Source organism: Actinoplanes sp. ATCC 53533, from assembly GCF_003947245.1.
Genome location: NZ_QHHV01000099.1, coordinates 59,121 through 73,196 on the forward strand (window position 1 = coordinate 59,121; position 14,076 = coordinate 73,196).

The 14,076-nt window shown below is 71.2% G+C and carries 16 protein-coding genes and 1 pseudogene; 12 read left to right on the top strand and 5 right to left on the bottom strand.

The features are described from left to right. Positions 1 to 49: 49 nt before the first annotated feature. Positions 50 to 874, bottom strand: a complete 825-nt coding sequence (locus DMB66_RS66060) for a hypothetical protein (protein ID WP_158647403.1) — start codon at positions 872 to 874, stop codon at positions 50 to 52. Between the two features lie 36 nt (positions 875 to 910). Beyond that, on the bottom strand, positions 911 to 1,123 hold the full coding sequence (locus DMB66_RS29465) for a hypothetical protein (protein ID WP_125807373.1): 213 nt from the start codon (positions 1,121 to 1,123) through the stop codon (positions 911 to 913). A 72-nt stretch (positions 1,124 to 1,195) separates the two neighbouring features. On the opposite strand from DMB66_RS29465, the gene DMB66_RS29470 reads away from it, so the two are divergent. Together DMB66_RS29470 and DMB66_RS29475 are read left to right on the top strand one after the other, a co-directional pair. Beyond that, positions 1,196 to 2,029: an esterase family protein gene (locus tag DMB66_RS29470; RefSeq protein ID WP_233624921.1), complete on the top strand. Its 834-nt coding sequence runs from the start codon at positions 1,196 to 1,198 to the stop codon at positions 2,027 to 2,029. Between the two features lie 236 nt (positions 2,030 to 2,265). Next, positions 2,266 to 3,222: an ABC transporter substrate-binding protein gene (locus DMB66_RS29475; protein ID WP_125807374.1), complete on the top strand. Its 957-nt coding sequence runs from the start codon at positions 2,266 to 2,268 to the stop codon at positions 3,220 to 3,222. Here DMB66_RS29475 and DMB66_RS64145 read toward each other — a convergent pair whose 3' ends face one another. Then, entirely contained in the window at positions 3,223 to 3,474 is a 252-nt protein-coding gene (locus tag DMB66_RS64145; protein WP_233624926.1) for a hypothetical protein, read from the bottom strand. Between the two features lie 67 nt (positions 3,475 to 3,541). After that, positions 3,542 to 3,793, bottom strand: a pseudogene (locus DMB66_RS64150) (sigma factor); the annotation flags it as partial. 51 nt (positions 3,794 to 3,844) lie between these two features. On the opposite strand from DMB66_RS64150, the gene DMB66_RS29485 reads away from it, so the two are divergent. The 10 genes from DMB66_RS29485 (at position 3,845) to DMB66_RS29530 (ending at position 13,607) form a co-directional block, all read left to right on the top strand. Continuing rightward, positions 3,845 to 4,480 (top strand): GntR family transcriptional regulator, encoded by a 636-nt coding sequence (locus DMB66_RS29485; RefSeq protein ID WP_125807375.1) that lies wholly within the window; start codon positions 3,845 to 3,847, stop codon positions 4,478 to 4,480. 31 nt (positions 4,481 to 4,511) lie between these two features. Then, positions 4,512 to 6,167, top strand: coding sequence for an allophanate hydrolase (gene atzF / locus DMB66_RS29490; protein ID WP_255440990.1), 1,656 nt, complete (start codon positions 4,512 to 4,514; stop codon positions 6,165 to 6,167). After that, positions 6,164 to 6,856, top strand: coding sequence for a cysteine hydrolase family protein (locus tag DMB66_RS29495; protein ID WP_199752679.1), 693 nt, complete (start codon positions 6,164 to 6,166; stop codon positions 6,854 to 6,856). Before atzF ends, DMB66_RS29495 begins: the two co-directional genes overlap by 4 nt. Before the next feature lie 3 nt (positions 6,857 to 6,859). Beyond that, positions 6,860 to 7,513 carry a cysteine hydrolase family protein gene (locus DMB66_RS29500; RefSeq protein ID WP_125807377.1) on the top strand — a complete coding sequence of 218 codons (654 nt, stop codon included), beginning with the start codon at positions 6,860 to 6,862 and terminating at the stop codon, positions 7,511 to 7,513. Continuing rightward, positions 7,510 to 9,099: a regulator gene (locus DMB66_RS29505; RefSeq protein ID WP_125807378.1), complete on the top strand. Its 1,590-nt coding sequence runs from the start codon at positions 7,510 to 7,512 to the stop codon at positions 9,097 to 9,099. Before DMB66_RS29500 ends, DMB66_RS29505 begins: the two co-directional genes overlap by 4 nt. A gap of 68 nt (positions 9,100 to 9,167) precedes the next feature. Further along, positions 9,168 to 9,536, top strand: coding sequence for an AtzH-like domain-containing protein (locus DMB66_RS29510; protein ID WP_125807379.1), 369 nt, complete (start codon positions 9,168 to 9,170; stop codon positions 9,534 to 9,536). 36 nt (positions 9,537 to 9,572) lie between these two features. Continuing rightward, positions 9,573 to 9,947 (top strand): DUF427 domain-containing protein, encoded by a 375-nt coding sequence (locus DMB66_RS29515; protein WP_125807380.1) that lies wholly within the window; start codon positions 9,573 to 9,575, stop codon positions 9,945 to 9,947. Positions 9,948 to 10,072: 125 nt separating this feature from the next. Further along, positions 10,073 to 11,725, top strand: coding sequence for a tetratricopeptide repeat-containing diguanylate cyclase (locus tag DMB66_RS29520; RefSeq protein WP_125807381.1), 1,653 nt, complete (start codon positions 10,073 to 10,075; stop codon positions 11,723 to 11,725). 69 nt (positions 11,726 to 11,794) lie between these two features. Then, positions 11,795 to 12,667 (top strand): MerR family transcriptional regulator, encoded by an 873-nt coding sequence (locus DMB66_RS29525; RefSeq protein WP_125807382.1) that lies wholly within the window; start codon positions 11,795 to 11,797, stop codon positions 12,665 to 12,667. Positions 12,668 to 12,899: 232 nt separating this feature from the next. Further along, positions 12,900 to 13,607, top strand: a complete 708-nt coding sequence (locus tag DMB66_RS29530; protein WP_125807383.1) for a hypothetical protein — start codon at positions 12,900 to 12,902, stop codon at positions 13,605 to 13,607. 3 nt (positions 13,608 to 13,610) lie between these two features. Here DMB66_RS29530 and DMB66_RS29535 read toward each other — a convergent pair whose 3' ends face one another. Then, positions 13,611 to 14,060, bottom strand: coding sequence for a YdeI/OmpD-associated family protein (locus DMB66_RS29535; protein WP_125807384.1), 450 nt, complete (start codon positions 14,058 to 14,060; stop codon positions 13,611 to 13,613). Positions 14,061 to 14,076 lie beyond the last annotated feature (16 nt).

A 14,076-nucleotide genomic window follows, 5' to 3' on the forward strand; every position in this document is an offset into this window, starting at 1 on the left:
AAGAAGACGCGCTTGACGCCTTCCGTGTTGCATGGCGACGGTCAGAATTTCAGCGATCGGCCAAAATTATCGTTGAGTAAGTCATCGCGTACGGAATGTAGAACACGACCTGCGGTCGCTCCGGATTGCCTCCTTGACAATGTTCGATACGATATTCCAGCGGGAACATTTTCACTGTTTTCATGACGGTCTTGATACCTGCGTGTGGCGAATACCCTTCGACGCATGACGCAGGGGGAATGCGCACCAAAGAAGCGTCATAGGATTTGGTGTCCGGAAAATTGGCGGACGCGACCTCCGCCGATGGCTGGGTGAATTCAACCTCGGGCAACGGGGCGTCGTCGCGCTCCGGCGACGGAGCACTCCGCCACGCCAACCCGGCGGCAGCCGGGCAGCCGGGCAGCCGGGCAGCCGGGCAGCCGGGCAGCCGGGCAGCCGGGCAGCCGGGCAGCCGGGCAGCCGGGCAGCCGGGCAGCCGGGCAGCCGGGCAGCCGGGCAGCCGGGCAGCCGGGCAGCCGGGCAGCCGGGCAGCCGGGCAGCCGGGCAGCCGGGCAGCCGGGCAGCCGAATGACATCGCGCTGCGGCGACCAACGTCCATCCGATGCCGAGAGCCGGACGGACGACGGTCGCGGCGCTGCCGCCGGCAGGCGATCCTGGCATTTGCGCAGGGCTGCTCGACGGCACCCGAGTCATCGTCCAGCTGGCGGTCGACAATCAGATCGGCCGCTCGACCGGCTACGCCTACCCGCACGAGGGCCTCGCGAGCCGGCCGCCCACGCGCCAGGATCGGAATCGGGGTATTGCGGATCGACTGCGGGCCAAACGACCGAGGCCTATCAAATAGACCGATCGGTTTCGGATGAAAGCGATCCAACAGGATCGGACGCCCCAGACAGAGGCGCGCGGCGCCTCAGAGGCGCGCGGCGTCCTGGCGGAGCAGGATCGTCCGGATCTCGCGGGTCTGGTCGCTGTCATATCGATCGAGCAGGTGGTCGAGCTCGGCACGGTCGGCCGCGGTGACGAAGGTCGCCAGCTCGGCACTGAGCCGGCGGTGGGCCAGCCGCCGGGTGCGGAGGTGGGACAGGCTGGTGCGGGCGTCACGGATCTTGGCCGCGAGCTGCATGGCACTTTCCTTACTTGATGGAGAGACTTGAACGGAGAGACTTGACTTGAGAGCCACTTAAAGCGCTTTAAGGTGAGTCTACCCGCCACCCCGGCGGATGCCTACGTGATGGCGGACACCGGGGCGGGTGTGATCGGGCCGCAACCAGGGAACATCGGCGGGGTGCGCCATTACTCCGTGCGACTCGACTCGCCGACGAGCACCGCCTCCGGCACCGTGGCTGTCTACGGTCACTTCGGCCGGCCTGTTGTCGTCTTCCCCACCGAGCAGGGGCAGGCCTGGGAGTTCGCGGACCATGGCATGGTCGCCGCGGTCGAGGATCTGCTCGACGCCGGCCGGGTGAAGCTGTACTGCGTCGACTCCTTCGACGCTGCCACCTGGTCGGCCGACTACCTTCCGCTGGAGGAGCGCGCCCGCCGGCACGCCTCGTATGAGTCCTGGATCGTGGACGTGGTGGTGCCGCACGTGCGGGCCGACTCCGGTGCGGGTGTCGAGCTCGCCACGGCCGGATGCTCGATGGGCGCCTTCCACGCCTTGAACTTCGCCTTCAAGCGGGCCGACCTGTTCCCGCTGGCCCTGTGCTTCTCCGGCAACTACGAGCCGGCCGCTTGGCGCAGTTGGGGCGAGCGCGGCGACGCCGTCTACTTCAACAGCCCGGTCGACTACATCGCCAACCTGCACGGCGACCACCTGGAGTGGCTGCGTTCGCGGGTCTCGGCGCTGCTGGTCTGCGGCCAGGGGCAGTGGGAGGACACCACCGGCTCGCTGGACGCGACCCGGCGGATGGCGCACCTGCTCGCCACCCAGGGCCTGCGGCACGAGCTCGACCTGTGGGGACCCGACGTCCCGCACGACTGGCCGTCCTGGCGCGCGCAGTTCGCGCACCACCTCCCGCGCTTCTGCTGACGCCACGCCACGTCCGCTGAACGCCACGCCACGCCACGCCGGCTCAACGCCGACGCCACGCCAACGCCGCGCCGCGCCGCGCCGGCTCAACGCTGACGTCGCGTCCGCTGAGATCGAAGCCGAAACGTCGACGGACGGATGTCGACCTCTGGCCGTTTCGCCCCCACCGCGGGACCGCCAGACGGGGTACGGTCGCCGAGCCCCACCCGTGTCCTCACACCTCAGGAGACCTCAAGATGCGCCGGATCCTCGCCGCTGTCGCCCTCGCGGCGACCCTGCTCGCCACCGCGGCCTGCAGTTCGGACGACGATCAGCCGGGGCCGGCCGGCGGCGGCACCAAGGTCAGCGTCGGCGTCATCCCGATCGTCGACGTCGCCCCGCTCTACCTGGGCCGGGAGCGGGGCTTCTTCAGCAGCCGGGGCATCGATCTCTCCCTGGCGCTGGAGCAGAGCGGTGCCACGATCATCAAGGCCGTGCTGGCGGGCAAATACCAGTTCGGCTTCAGCAACGTGACCTCGCTGATGGCGGCGAAGTCCGACGGCGCCCCGCTCAAGGCCGTGGCCAACGGGTGCGCCTCGACCGGGCGCCCGGGCCGCGACTTCTCGGCGATCGTCGTGGCCGACGGCAGTCCGATCCGGTCGGCGAAGGATCTCGCGGGCAAGCGGGTCGCGATCAACGCCCTGAAGAACCTGGGCGACACCACCGTGCGGCAGTCGGTGCGCCGGGACAAGGGCGACCCGACCAACATTCAGTTCCAGGCGATGCCCTTCTCCAGCATGCCCGCCGCGCTGCAGAGCCATCAGATCGACGCGGCCTGGGTGGTCGAACCGCAGCTCTCCGAGGTGCTCACCCAGGGCGGTCAGGTGGTCGCGTCGAACTTTGTGGACACGGCCCCGGACCTGACCCTGGCGCTGTACTTCACCGGTATGCCGCTGATCGACAAGGATCCCGACCTGGTGAAGCGCTTCGCCGACGCGGTCAACGAGTCGCTGGAGTACGCCGCCGGCCACCCGGAGGAGGTCCGGGCGACCGTCGGCACGTACACGAAGATCAACGACGTGGTCCGGAGCGCGATGATCCTGCCGAGCTGGCCGCACGACGTCAACCGGGCCTCCGTGGAGCGGTTGGCCGCGCTCGGCCGGCAGGACGGCATCCTCACGAAGCCGCCTGCCCTGGACGAGCTGCTGCCCTGATCAGCCTGCGGGGGGCGCGCCCGCGGCCGGGCTGATCCCGTACCTGACCGAGGTCGACGCGATCAGCGTGCCCGGCCGCATCCCGTCCATCGGCGCGGAGAGCCGTTTCCGCTCGCCGATGGACAGCTCGCGAGGGTCGCGCGGCAGGTCCGCGAGGAAGTCGTCGTTCGGCGACTGCCAGTCGGCGTCTCGGTCGCACGGGTCCTCGTACCAGTCCCCGCACCGCGCCCGCAGCTCCGTCGGCGGCCGCACGGACTGCTCGATCCCGGCCTTGCGGCTGCTCTCCGCGGTGCCGACCGGGATACCAAGTGATGCCGTAGCGCCAGGAGCGGACGCTGCCGAGTTCGGCGACGTAGTCGTCGCGTGCCTCCCAGGCCACCAGGAACGTCTCCGCCACGAGGTCCTCGGCGACCGCGGCTCCGGCCTGCCGGGCCAGGTAGCGCCACAATCCGCCGGCGTGCTCGTCGAACACGGCGGCGAACCGGTCCGCTGCCCCCGTACCGGTGAGCCCCGTACCGGTGAGCACTGGCCGCACCTCCGTGCCGGTGATTCTCATACCGGGTATTGCCATCAGCGCCCGCCCGCGTTCACGGTAACCGCCGCACGCTGGCACACTCGACGGGTGGGCAACGGGGAGCTGGAGAGTCGCAGCCTCGTCGACCTCGCCCTCGATCGGCTCAGCCGGCAGATCCTCAGCGGCGATATCGATCCCGGCGAGCGGCTCGTCGAGGAGCAGCTCACCCGCAGGCTGGGCATCAGCCGGGCACCGCTGCGCGAGGCGCTGCGGCTCCTGGCCCAGCAGGGGCTCGTCGAGCACATCCCGCGCCGCGGCGTCCGGGTCGCCACCCTCTCCGACGACGACGTCCGCGAGCTGTATGAGGTGCGCGACGTCCTGGAGCGGCACGCCGTCGGCTCGATCCGGCCGGGCGCGGATCTGTCCGGGCTGCACGCCGCGCTCGAGGTCATGAGCAAGGCGACCGAGGCGGGCGACCGGCTGGCCATCGCCGACGCGCACCGCCGCTTCCACGTCGAGGTGGTCGCGCTGGGCGGCAACCGCCAGCTCTGCACGCTGTACGAGTCAGTGCTGGTCCGCCTGCAGCTCTACATGGCGGTCAACCTGCGCCGGGAGGCGGAGGTGGCGGAGCCGTCGGACGGCGTGCACCGGCACGAGCACCTGCTCGCCGCCGTCGCCCAGGGTGACCCCAAAAGCATCATCGCCGCCCTGAACGGGCACGGCGCCCGCACCTATCTGACCTAGATCACCTTAGGAAATCAGCCCGTTACACGACGTGGAGTCGGCCGAAACGAAACGGTCGACAATCGACAGAATGAACGATGTCTTCCGGCGCATCCGGGAACGCGGCGACGACGGGGTCTGGATCAGCACCGTCGACGAGGCGGACCTGCGGGCCCGCGCCGCCACCGTTCCCGCCGACCTGCCGCTGTCCGGGCTGACCTTCGCGGTCAAGGACAACATCGACGTCGCCGGGATGGCGACCACCGCGGCCTGCCCCGACTTCGCCTACCTGCCGCGCGACACGGCCCCCGTGGTGCGGCGGCTGCTCGACGCCGGCGCGCTGCTGGTCGGCAAGACCAATCTGGACCAGTTCGCCACCGGCCTGACCGGCGCCCGGTCGCCGTACGGCACGCCGGAGAGCGTCTTCGGCGGCGGCCTGATCTCCGGCGGGTCCAGTTCCGGCTCGGCCGTCGCCGTGGCCGCCGGGCTCGTCGACTTCGCGCTCGGCACCGACACCGCCGGCTCCGGCCGGGTGCCCGCCGCGCTCAACGGCATCGTCGGCGTCAAGCCGACCCGGGGCCTGCTCAGCACGCTGGGGGTGGTGCCGGCCTGCCGCTCGCTGGACTGCGTCTCGATCTTCGCCCCGACCGTCGGGCGGGCCGCGGCGGTGCTGCGGGTCGCGCGTGGACTGGCCGATGGGGACCCCTGGGGGCGTACCGGATCAAGGCCGGCGCCGGACACGCTGCGCCTTGCCACCGCCCGCTCGCTCGATTTCTTCGGCGACGCCGGGCAGGAGAAGGCGTTCGCGGCCGGGCTCGACCGCTTGCCGGGCGAGCGGAGCGAGATCGACATCGCGCCCCTGCTGGAGGCCGGCGACCTGCTCTACCGCGGGCCGTGGGTGGCCGAGCGGCTGGCCGATCTCGGCGTCTTCCTGGCCGAGCATCCCGATTCGGTGCTGCCGGTGACCCGGCAGGTGCTGGAGAGCGGACGGCGGTTCACCGCGGTGGACGCCTGGCGGGGTGTGCACCGGCTCCGGGAGTTACAGGCCTGGACGGACCGGCTCTGGGACACCGTCGACGTGCTGGTGCTGCCGACGATCGGGACCACCTACACCCACGACGAGATCGCCGAGGACCCGATCGGCCGGAACCTGAACCTGGGCCGCTACACCCAGTTCGCGAACCTGCTCGACCTCGCCGCGGTGACGATCCCGAACGGCTGCACCGCCGACGGCCGCCCGGCGAGCCTCACCCTGCTCGGCCCCGCCTTCAGCGACGACACCCTGGTCGGCCTGGCCGAGCTGATCACGAACGGGAATGACCTCATGACGATCGCCGTCGTCGGGCTCCACCTGAGCGGCGAACCCCGCAACCACGAACTGACCGAACGGCGGGCGACCCTGCTCGGCGCGACCACAACCGCACCCTGCTACCGGCTCTACCGGCTGCCGTCCGGCGTACCCGGTCTGGTCCGGGACGACAGCGGCGCCGCGATCGACCTCGAACTCTGGCAATTGCCGGCCGCCGAGGTCGGCGGTCTGCTCGCCGGCATCGCCGCCCCGCTGTCGCTCGGCCGGATCGCGCTGGCCGACGGCACCGAGGCGACCGGCTTCCTCTGCGAGGCCTACGCGGTCGGCGCAGCCCAGGACATCACCGCCGGCGGCGGCTGGCGGGCACACCGTTCCGCATCGGAAAGGCAGGACGCATGACGGCGATCATCGGCCCGGTCAAGGCCACCCCCTATCTCTGGCCCTACGACGGCTCGGTGCCGGTCGAGCGCACCGCGCTGATCTGCATCGACTGGCAAACCGACTTCTGCGGCCCCGGCGGCTACGTCGAGGCGATGGGCTACGACATCGCGCTCACCCGGGCCGGGCTGCCGGCCACCGCTCGCCTGCTCGCCCACGCCCGCGGCCTGGGCATGCTCGTCGTGCACACCCGCGAGGGCCACGACCCCGACCTGTCCGACCTGCCCGCCAACAAGCGGTGGCGCTCGGCGCAGATCGGCGCGGAGATCGGCGGTCAGGGGCCGTGCGGCCGGATCCTGGTCAAGGGCGAGCCGGGCTGGGAGATCGTGCCCGAGGTCGCCCCGGTGGCCGGCGAGGTGATCGTCGACAAGCCCGGCAAGGGTGCGTTCTACGCCACGAATCTCGACCTCGTCCTGCGTACCCATGGGATCACGCATTTGATCCTGACCGGGATCACCACCGACGTCTGCGTGCACACGACCATGCGGGAGGCCAACGACCGCGGCTACGAATGCCTGATCCTCTCCGACTGCACCGGCGCGACGGACCCCGGCAACCACGCGGCGGCGCTGCACATGGTCACCATGCAGGGCGGGGTCTTCGGGTGCGTCGCTACCTCCGACGACGTCATCGCCGCGACGGAGGGCTGAGCCGTGCCGACCGTCGAAGCGACTCCCTCCCCCTTCACCTTCGCGCCGGAGAGCACGGCGCTGCTGGTCATCGACATGCAGCGGGACTTCCTCGAGCCGGGCGGCTTCGGCGAGAGCCTGGGCAACGACGTCTCGCAGCTGCGCCGCACCATCGCCCCGCTGGCCGCGTTCCTGACCGTCTGGCGCGGCGCCGGCCTCCCGGTGATCCACACCAGGGAAGGCCACCTGCCCGATCTGTCCGACTGTCCACCCACGAAACTCGCCCGCGGCAAGATCGGTCAGCAGGGACCGAAAGGCCGCATCCTGATCCGCGGCGAATACGGCCACGACATCATCGACGAGCTGCAGCCGGCCCCCGGCGAGGCGGTCGTCGACAAGCCCGGCAAGGGCGCCTTCTACGCCACCGAGTTGCAGGACCTGCTCGACAAGGGTGGCATCCGCAGCCTGCTGGTCGCGGGCGTGACGACCGAGGTGTGCGTGCACACGACGGTCCGCGAGGCCAACGACCGGGGTTACGAGTGCCTCGTGCTCGCCGACTGCGTCGGCTCCTACTTCCCCGAGTTCCAGCGCGTCGGGCTGGAGATGATCGCCGCCCAGGGCGGCATCTTCGGCTGGGTCGCGGATTCCACATCCGTCACTCTTGAGGAGCGGCCATGAAACTCCCCTATTGGGTACGCGGTGACACCAACGCGTTCTTCGGCTTCGGCGTCAACGTCCTCGTCAACGTGCTCACCCTGACCGGCCTCTGCGTCGGCGTCATCGGGATGGACCCGGGCGACGTCTTCGGCGTCATCCTGCCCGCGCTGGGCATCGCCCTGGTGCTCGGCAACATGTACTACACCTACCTGGCGCGCCGGCTGGCGATCAAGGAGAACCGGTCCGACGTCACCGCGATGCCGTACGGGCCCAGCGTCCCGCACATGTTCATCGTCATCTTCGTCATCATGTTGCCGATCTACCTGCGCACCAAGGACCCGATCCAGGCCTGGACGGCCGGCATCGCGTGGGCGTTCATCATCGGCGTCATCGTGCTGATCGGCGCGTTCGTCGGCCCGTACATCCGCAAGTACGCGCCCCGCGCCGCCCTGCTCGGCACCCTGGCCGGCATCTCCATCACCTTCATCTCGATGAACCCGGCCGGGCAGATGTGGAAGGCCGCCTGGATCGCGCTGCCGGTCTTCGGCCTGCTGCTCATCGGCCTGCTCACCGACGTCAAGCTGCCCTTCAACCTGCCGATCGGCCTGGTCGCCCTGCTGGGCGGCAGCGCGATCGGCTGGATCGGCGGCGCCATGTCGGTGCCGGACGTGACCGCCGCCGCCAAGGACATCGCGTTCGCCTTCCCGCACCTGAAGGTCGATCTGCTCTTCGACGGGCTGCGCGACATGGCGCCGCTGCTGGCCACGGCGATCCCGCTGGGCGTCTACAACTTCACCGAGGCGATGACCAACGTGGAGAGCGCGGCCACCGCCGGCGACCGCTACAACCTGCGCAGCGTGCTGCTCGCCGACGGCGGCGGCGCGGTCATCGGCTCGATGCTCGGCTCGCCGTTCCCGCCGGCCGTCTACGTCGGGCACCCCGGCTGGAAGGCGGCCGGCGGCCGGACCGGCTACTCGATGGCGACCGGCGTGGTGATCGCGCTGCTCTGCTTCTTCGGGATGTTCGGCCTGCTCGGCACGATCTTCCCGACCGCCGCGATCGTGCCGATCCTGCTCTACATCGGCCTGCTCATCGGTGCGCAAGCGTTCCAGGCCACCCCGCGGGCGCACGCCGCGGCCGTGGTCGCCGCCCTGATCCCGAACATCGCCAGCTGGGCCACCGGGCAGATGGACAACGTGCTGTCGGCGGCCGGCACCACCGCGGCGGACGTCGGCATCGGCACGCTGGCCGGCGCCGGGGTGGTCTACGACGGCCTGAAGACGCTGGGCTCCGGGGCGATCCTGGCCGGCCTGGTGCTGGGCGCGATCGTCGCGTTCATCATCGACAAGCGCTTCTGGCACGCGGCGGTCTTCTCCGGCGTGGGCGCGGTGCTGACCTTCGTCGGCCTGATCCACGCGGAGAAGGTGCAGTGGAACGCCGACGGCCAGGTCAGCCTCGGCTATCTGCTGCTCACCGTGGTCTGCGTGCTGTTCGCGCTGACCAGGCCCGCGCCCCGGGAGCCGGACGCCGAGGAGCTCGCGCTCGAACGCCTGCACGAGGGCGGAACCGAGGTCGCACCTCGCGAGAAGACCAGCGCGGCCGCCTGAGCGGAACCATCGGCGAGCGGCGGCCCGGCGCACGTGCCGGGCCGCCGTACCCCTGATCAGGAGGTGTCATGCAGCTCAACCGGCCGGACGTCGTTGCCGAGGTGACCGCGGCTTTCACGGACTACGAGGAAGCGCTGACGGCCGACGACGCGGACCGCATCGTCGCGTTCTTCGCCCCGGCCGCGGTCCGCTTCGGGGTCGCGGACCAGCAGGTCGGCCTGGACGAACAACGGGCCTGGCGGCGGGCCCAGCCGCCGCTGCCGCCGGGGCGCCGGCTCAAGGACACGATCGTGACCGCGTACGGCAACGACGTGGCGGTGGTCACCACGCTGTTCGGGTATCCGGGCTCGGACGTGCTGGGCCGGCAGTCGCAGACCTGGGTCCGGCTGCCGGCGGGCTGGCGCATCGTGACGGCGCATGTCAGCCACCCGCAATAAACTGGCGAGATCCTGAGACAGAGAGAAGGCATCGCCATGGCCAAGCCCGTGCTGCAGCCCGGACCGGATCACCCCATCACCGTCACGCCGAACCCGGCGCGGATCGTCGTCACGGTGGCCGGCAAGGTCGTCGCCGACACCACCCGGGCCCTCACCCTGCAGGAGTCCACCTACCCGGCGGTGCAGTACATCCCGATCGACGATGTCGACCGGTCGCTGCTGGAGCGCACCGAGACCAGCACCTACTGCCCCTACAAGGGGGACGCGAGCTACTACTCGATCCCCGGCGGCGGCGAGCGCTCGACGGACGCGATCTGGGTCTACGAGCACCCCCACGACGCGGTCAAGGAGATCAAGGACCACGTCTCGTTCTACCCGGACCGGGTCGACAGCATCGACATCCGGGATTGATCTCAGGCAGCCCGATGCCGTGCCGATGAGTGGGGGCGCGGAATCCCTCAAGCCGGGGCCCCGCCCGGCGATGAGGCCTCCTGATCGGTGGTCGTCCCGGCCACGGATGCGGAAGGGGGCACGCCATGACCAGCACCAGACTCGTGGAGAAGCGCCCCGCCGACCTCGCCGGCGAGCTGCTCGAGAAGGCCGAGGCATACCGGCTGGCGGGCGACTACCGGACCGGTTCCGGGGTGGCCCGCCAGGCCGCGGCGCTCGCCGAGACCGCGGGTGACCGCATCGGTCAGGCCCGGGCGCTGCGCTCGCTGGCCAACCAGCTCCTGCGCCTCGGCGAGCTGGAGGACGCGGTGACCGCCTGCCGCGAGGCGATCGCCGTGCTGGAGACGGCCAACGACGACCCGGGCATCTGCGAGGTGCTGACCGTGCAGGCCATGCCGCTCAACGAGCTGGGCATGCACGAGGAGGCGCTGGACGTCCTGGCCCGTGGCCGCGACATCGCCCAGCGGCTCGGCGACCGCGACCTGCTCTACTGGGTGCACAACCGCATCGGCGTCGTGCACGGCAGCATGGGCAACCGTGAGCTGAGCAACGACTACTTCATGCGCGCCCTGACCATGGTCGACGGCTTGGACGCCGAGGCGAGGTTCTGCATCCTCAACAACCTCGGGGACAACGCGGTCTACCGGGTGATCCAGCTGCGTGCCGAGGGCGACCCGGACGGCGCCGAGGAGGCCCTGCGCGGCGCGCTCGGCTATGTCGACGAGGCACTCGGGCTGGCCCGGGCCGCGGGAAACCCGTTCCGGGAGTGCATCTGCCTGGACAACTACGGCATGCTGCGGGCCCTCGCCGGCGACTTCGCCGCGGCCGACCCGATGATCGAGGAATCGCGGGTCATCGCGGTCAGCCAGGGCTACCGGTCCCTGGAGTCGACCGCGCTGCAGCACCAGGCACACATCCGGCTCATGCGGGGCGAGTGCGCCGCCGCGATCGAGGGTTTGCTGGAAGCGCTGGACCGGGCCGTGCAGGCCGGCGAGAAGCCGATGGTCATGGAGATCCGCCGGGAGCTGGCCGGCGCGTACGAGCAGGTCGGCGACTTCGCCGCGGCGCTCGGGCACTTCCGCGCGTTCCACGCCCTGGAGCGCGAGGCGCTCAACGACGTCGCCGCGGCCCGCGCCCGGATGGCGGTGCACCACTTCGAGCTCGACAACGCCCGGCTGGAGACGGACAACGCCCGGCTCGAGACGGAACTGCACCGGGTACGCAGTGCCGAGTTGGAGGCGGCCAACCTGAGCTGGCGGCGGCAGGCGTCCGAGGACGCGCTGACCGGCCTGCCCAACCGGCGCTTCGTGGACCTGCGGCTGCCGGAGCTCGCCGCGGCTGCCGGTCCGCTCTGTGTCGTGATCGCCGATGTCGACCTGTTCAAGGGGGTCAACGACCGCTTCGGGCACTTCGTCGGCGACGAGGTGCTGCGGCAGATCGCCGCCCTGCTCCGGGACAACGTCCGCGACAACGACCTGGTCGCCCGGTACGGCGGCGAGGAGTTCCTGATCGCCCTCGACGGGCTGGGCCTGGCGGACGCCCAGATCCGCTGCGAGCTGCTCCGGGCGCGGGTGGCCGGCTATCCGTGGGAGCTGCTGCAGCCCGGGCTGTCCGTGACGATCAGCATGGGGGTCGCGGTGGTGCACCCGGGTGGCGACCTGCCGGCCGCGATGACGCTGGCCGACCAGCGCCTGTACACCGCCAAGCACAACGGCCGGAACCGGGTCGGCGCGGACTGAGCCCGGCGCTGATCCCCGCGCCGGCCCTGGCTTGAGTCTCCCGCCGGGGGAGACCGCAGAGTGGAGCCCATGGAACTCCTCTCGATCGGGGAACTGGCCCGGCGGACCGGACTGACGGTCAAGACCGTCCGGTTCTACGCCGACCGCGGCATCGTGCCGCCGGCCGACCGCAGCCCCGCGGGCTACCGGCGTTACCACCCCGACGCGGTCGCCCGGCTGGAACTGGTTCGCACGCTGCGCGAACTGGGCCTGGACCTGGACACCATCCGCCGGGTCGCCGACCGGGAGAGCACCCTGGCCGAGGTGGCCGCCGCGCACACCGAGGCCCTGGACGTGCGGATCCGCACGCTGCGACTGCGCCGCGCGGTGCTGTCGGCGGCGGCGCGGTACGGATCGACCCCGAAAGAGGTACAGCAGATGCGCGAACTGGCCGAGCTCTCGGCACGCGAACGCCGCGCCCTGATCGACGACTTCCTCGCCCAGGTCTTCGGTGACCTGGACGGCTTCGACGGCATCGCCCGCTCGCTGACCCCGGAGCTGCCCGACGACCCCGAGCCCGCCCAGATCGAGGCGTGGATCGAGCTGGCCGGGCTGGCCCGGGACCCGGCGTTCCGGGACGGCCTGCGGCTGCTGGCCGAGCGGCACGCCGCCGACCGCGACCCCACCGTCCTGCGCCGGGACCCCGTGGCGCTGGTCCGGGACGAGGCCGGACCGGCGCTGGCGGCCGGGCTCGACCCGGCGTCGGCCCAGGCCGGACCGGTCGTCGCCGCCGTGCTGGCCCGCTACCCGGTACGGGACCGGCTGGTGGCGCAGCTGGAGGCGGCCCGTGACCCCCGCCGCGAGCGCTATCTGGAGCTGCTCTCGGTGGTCAACGGGTGGCCCGCCCCGGAGAGCCTGGCCCCGGTGCTCGGCTGGTTCCTCGCCGCGCTGCGATCCCGCTGACCGCCGTGGCGGAGCGGTCCTTTCGGTCGGCTGACCGACACCGGAGGCCCGAGGTATCAGGTGCCCGGCCACGGCGCTCTGCTTCCACGGATACGGACGAGGGGGACGTGTCCCCGCCGCCCGCCCCTAACCGGGCGGGCGGCGGCTCGCAAGTTCGTCACGATCCGTCACCGCAGCGGCACGGGCTGCCGGTGACTGGGGGTGACCGCCGGGCGTCTGCCATCATGGCCGGATGGTTGTGACAAGGGTCCGCGTGACCAGGGTCGTCCGGGCCGCCGTGGCCGTGTGTGCCCTCGCCGCTTTCGCCGGGTGTTCGGACGACTCACCCGATCCCGACGGCACCACCATCGGTGTCGACGCCATGCGTAACGCGCTGCTCAAGGCCGCCGAGGTCGGCCCGACCTGGAAGACGCCGCCGGAGTCGGCGGCGCCGAACCAGCTCGTCAGCATCTGCGGCGCGGACACCGCGCCGGCCGGCATCCCGGGCAACCCGCAACTGGTCTCGGCGCCGCTCTCCGACGAGGGCACCGAGGGTGTGCAGAGCCTCACCCAACATGCCCTGGTCTACGAGGACGCCATTTCCGCCGCGACCGCGCTCGCCACACTGCGCACCATCGCCGACGCCTGCCCGCCGAGCGTTTCGAAGCCCGCGAAGACCGGTGACCGGTACGAGCCCGCGTACACGGAGACCGCCGCGACGGCCCCGCTGGAGGAGGGCGGCTGGATCGGCTTCGTCACCACCCGCAACAAGCAGTACGACAAGGCGCACGCCGCCACCGCCGACGTGGCCGTCGCCGCCCTCGCCCGGGGCAACGTGGTGCTGGTCGACCAGTACGCGATCTACCGGCTCGGCAAGTCGGACGCGAGCGCCAACCCGCAGTTCTCCGCCGACTGGCAGAAGCTGGTCGGCACGACCCTCAACCGGGTCGGCGGTCAGTAGCGGTCAGCGGGCGCGTCTCTCGGCCATCATCGCCAGCGTCCGCGCCACCCGCCGGGCCCGGGTCTCCGCCGCCTTCGCGCCGGTGATCTGCAGGACGTGCCAGCTCTTGTTGCTGAACGACATGCCGTCCCAGAACGCCTTCGCGCCCGGGTCGGTTTCGAGCGCCGCCGCGAGATCGGCCGGCACCTCCACCTCGCGCACGGCGGTGTCCAGGACGACCTCCACCTCCAGCACCTCGCCGGCCGCGATGCCGGCGGCGGCCCGGCGCTCCGCGCTGACGCCGAGCCAGTAGTCGCCGCCCATCCTGGCGATCGAACTGCGCCACTCGAAGCCGTTGACGGTCACGACCACCTTGGGCCGGCCGCCGCCGCCGAGCGCGGCCACGACCTCGTCGTCGACCTGAAACCCGGCGGTGTTCCCACCCGTCGACCGCAGCTCGCCACGAAACCTCATGAGCAGGGAATCTACC

Coding starts and splice junctions, on each gene's coding strand:
- DMB66_RS29465 (WP_125807373.1), bottom strand. CDS start 1,123: ATGCAGCTCGCGGCCAAGATCCGTGACGCCCGCACCAGCCTGTCCCAC.
- DMB66_RS29475 (WP_125807374.1), top strand. CDS start 2,266: ATGCGCCGGATCCTCGCCGCTGTCGCCCTCGCGGCGACCCTGCTCGCC.
- DMB66_RS29495 (WP_199752679.1), top strand. CDS start 6,164: ATGACGGCGATCATCGGCCCGGTCAAGGCCACCCCCTATCTCTGGCCC.
- DMB66_RS29505 (WP_125807378.1), top strand. CDS start 7,510: ATGAAACTCCCCTATTGGGTACGCGGTGACACCAACGCGTTCTTCGGC.
- DMB66_RS29510 (WP_125807379.1), top strand. CDS start 9,168: ATGCAGCTCAACCGGCCGGACGTCGTTGCCGAGGTGACCGCGGCTTTC.
- DMB66_RS29515 (WP_125807380.1), top strand. CDS start 9,573: ATGGCCAAGCCCGTGCTGCAGCCCGGACCGGATCACCCCATCACCGTC.
- DMB66_RS29520 (WP_125807381.1), top strand. CDS start 10,073: ATGACCAGCACCAGACTCGTGGAGAAGCGCCCCGCCGACCTCGCCGGC.
- DMB66_RS29525 (WP_125807382.1), top strand. CDS start 11,795: ATGGAACTCCTCTCGATCGGGGAACTGGCCCGGCGGACCGGACTGACG.
- DMB66_RS29530 (WP_125807383.1), top strand. CDS start 12,900: ATGGTTGTGACAAGGGTCCGCGTGACCAGGGTCGTCCGGGCCGCCGTG.
- DMB66_RS29535 (WP_125807384.1), bottom strand. CDS start 14,060: ATGAGGTTTCGTGGCGAGCTGCGGTCGACGGGTGGGAACACCGCCGGG.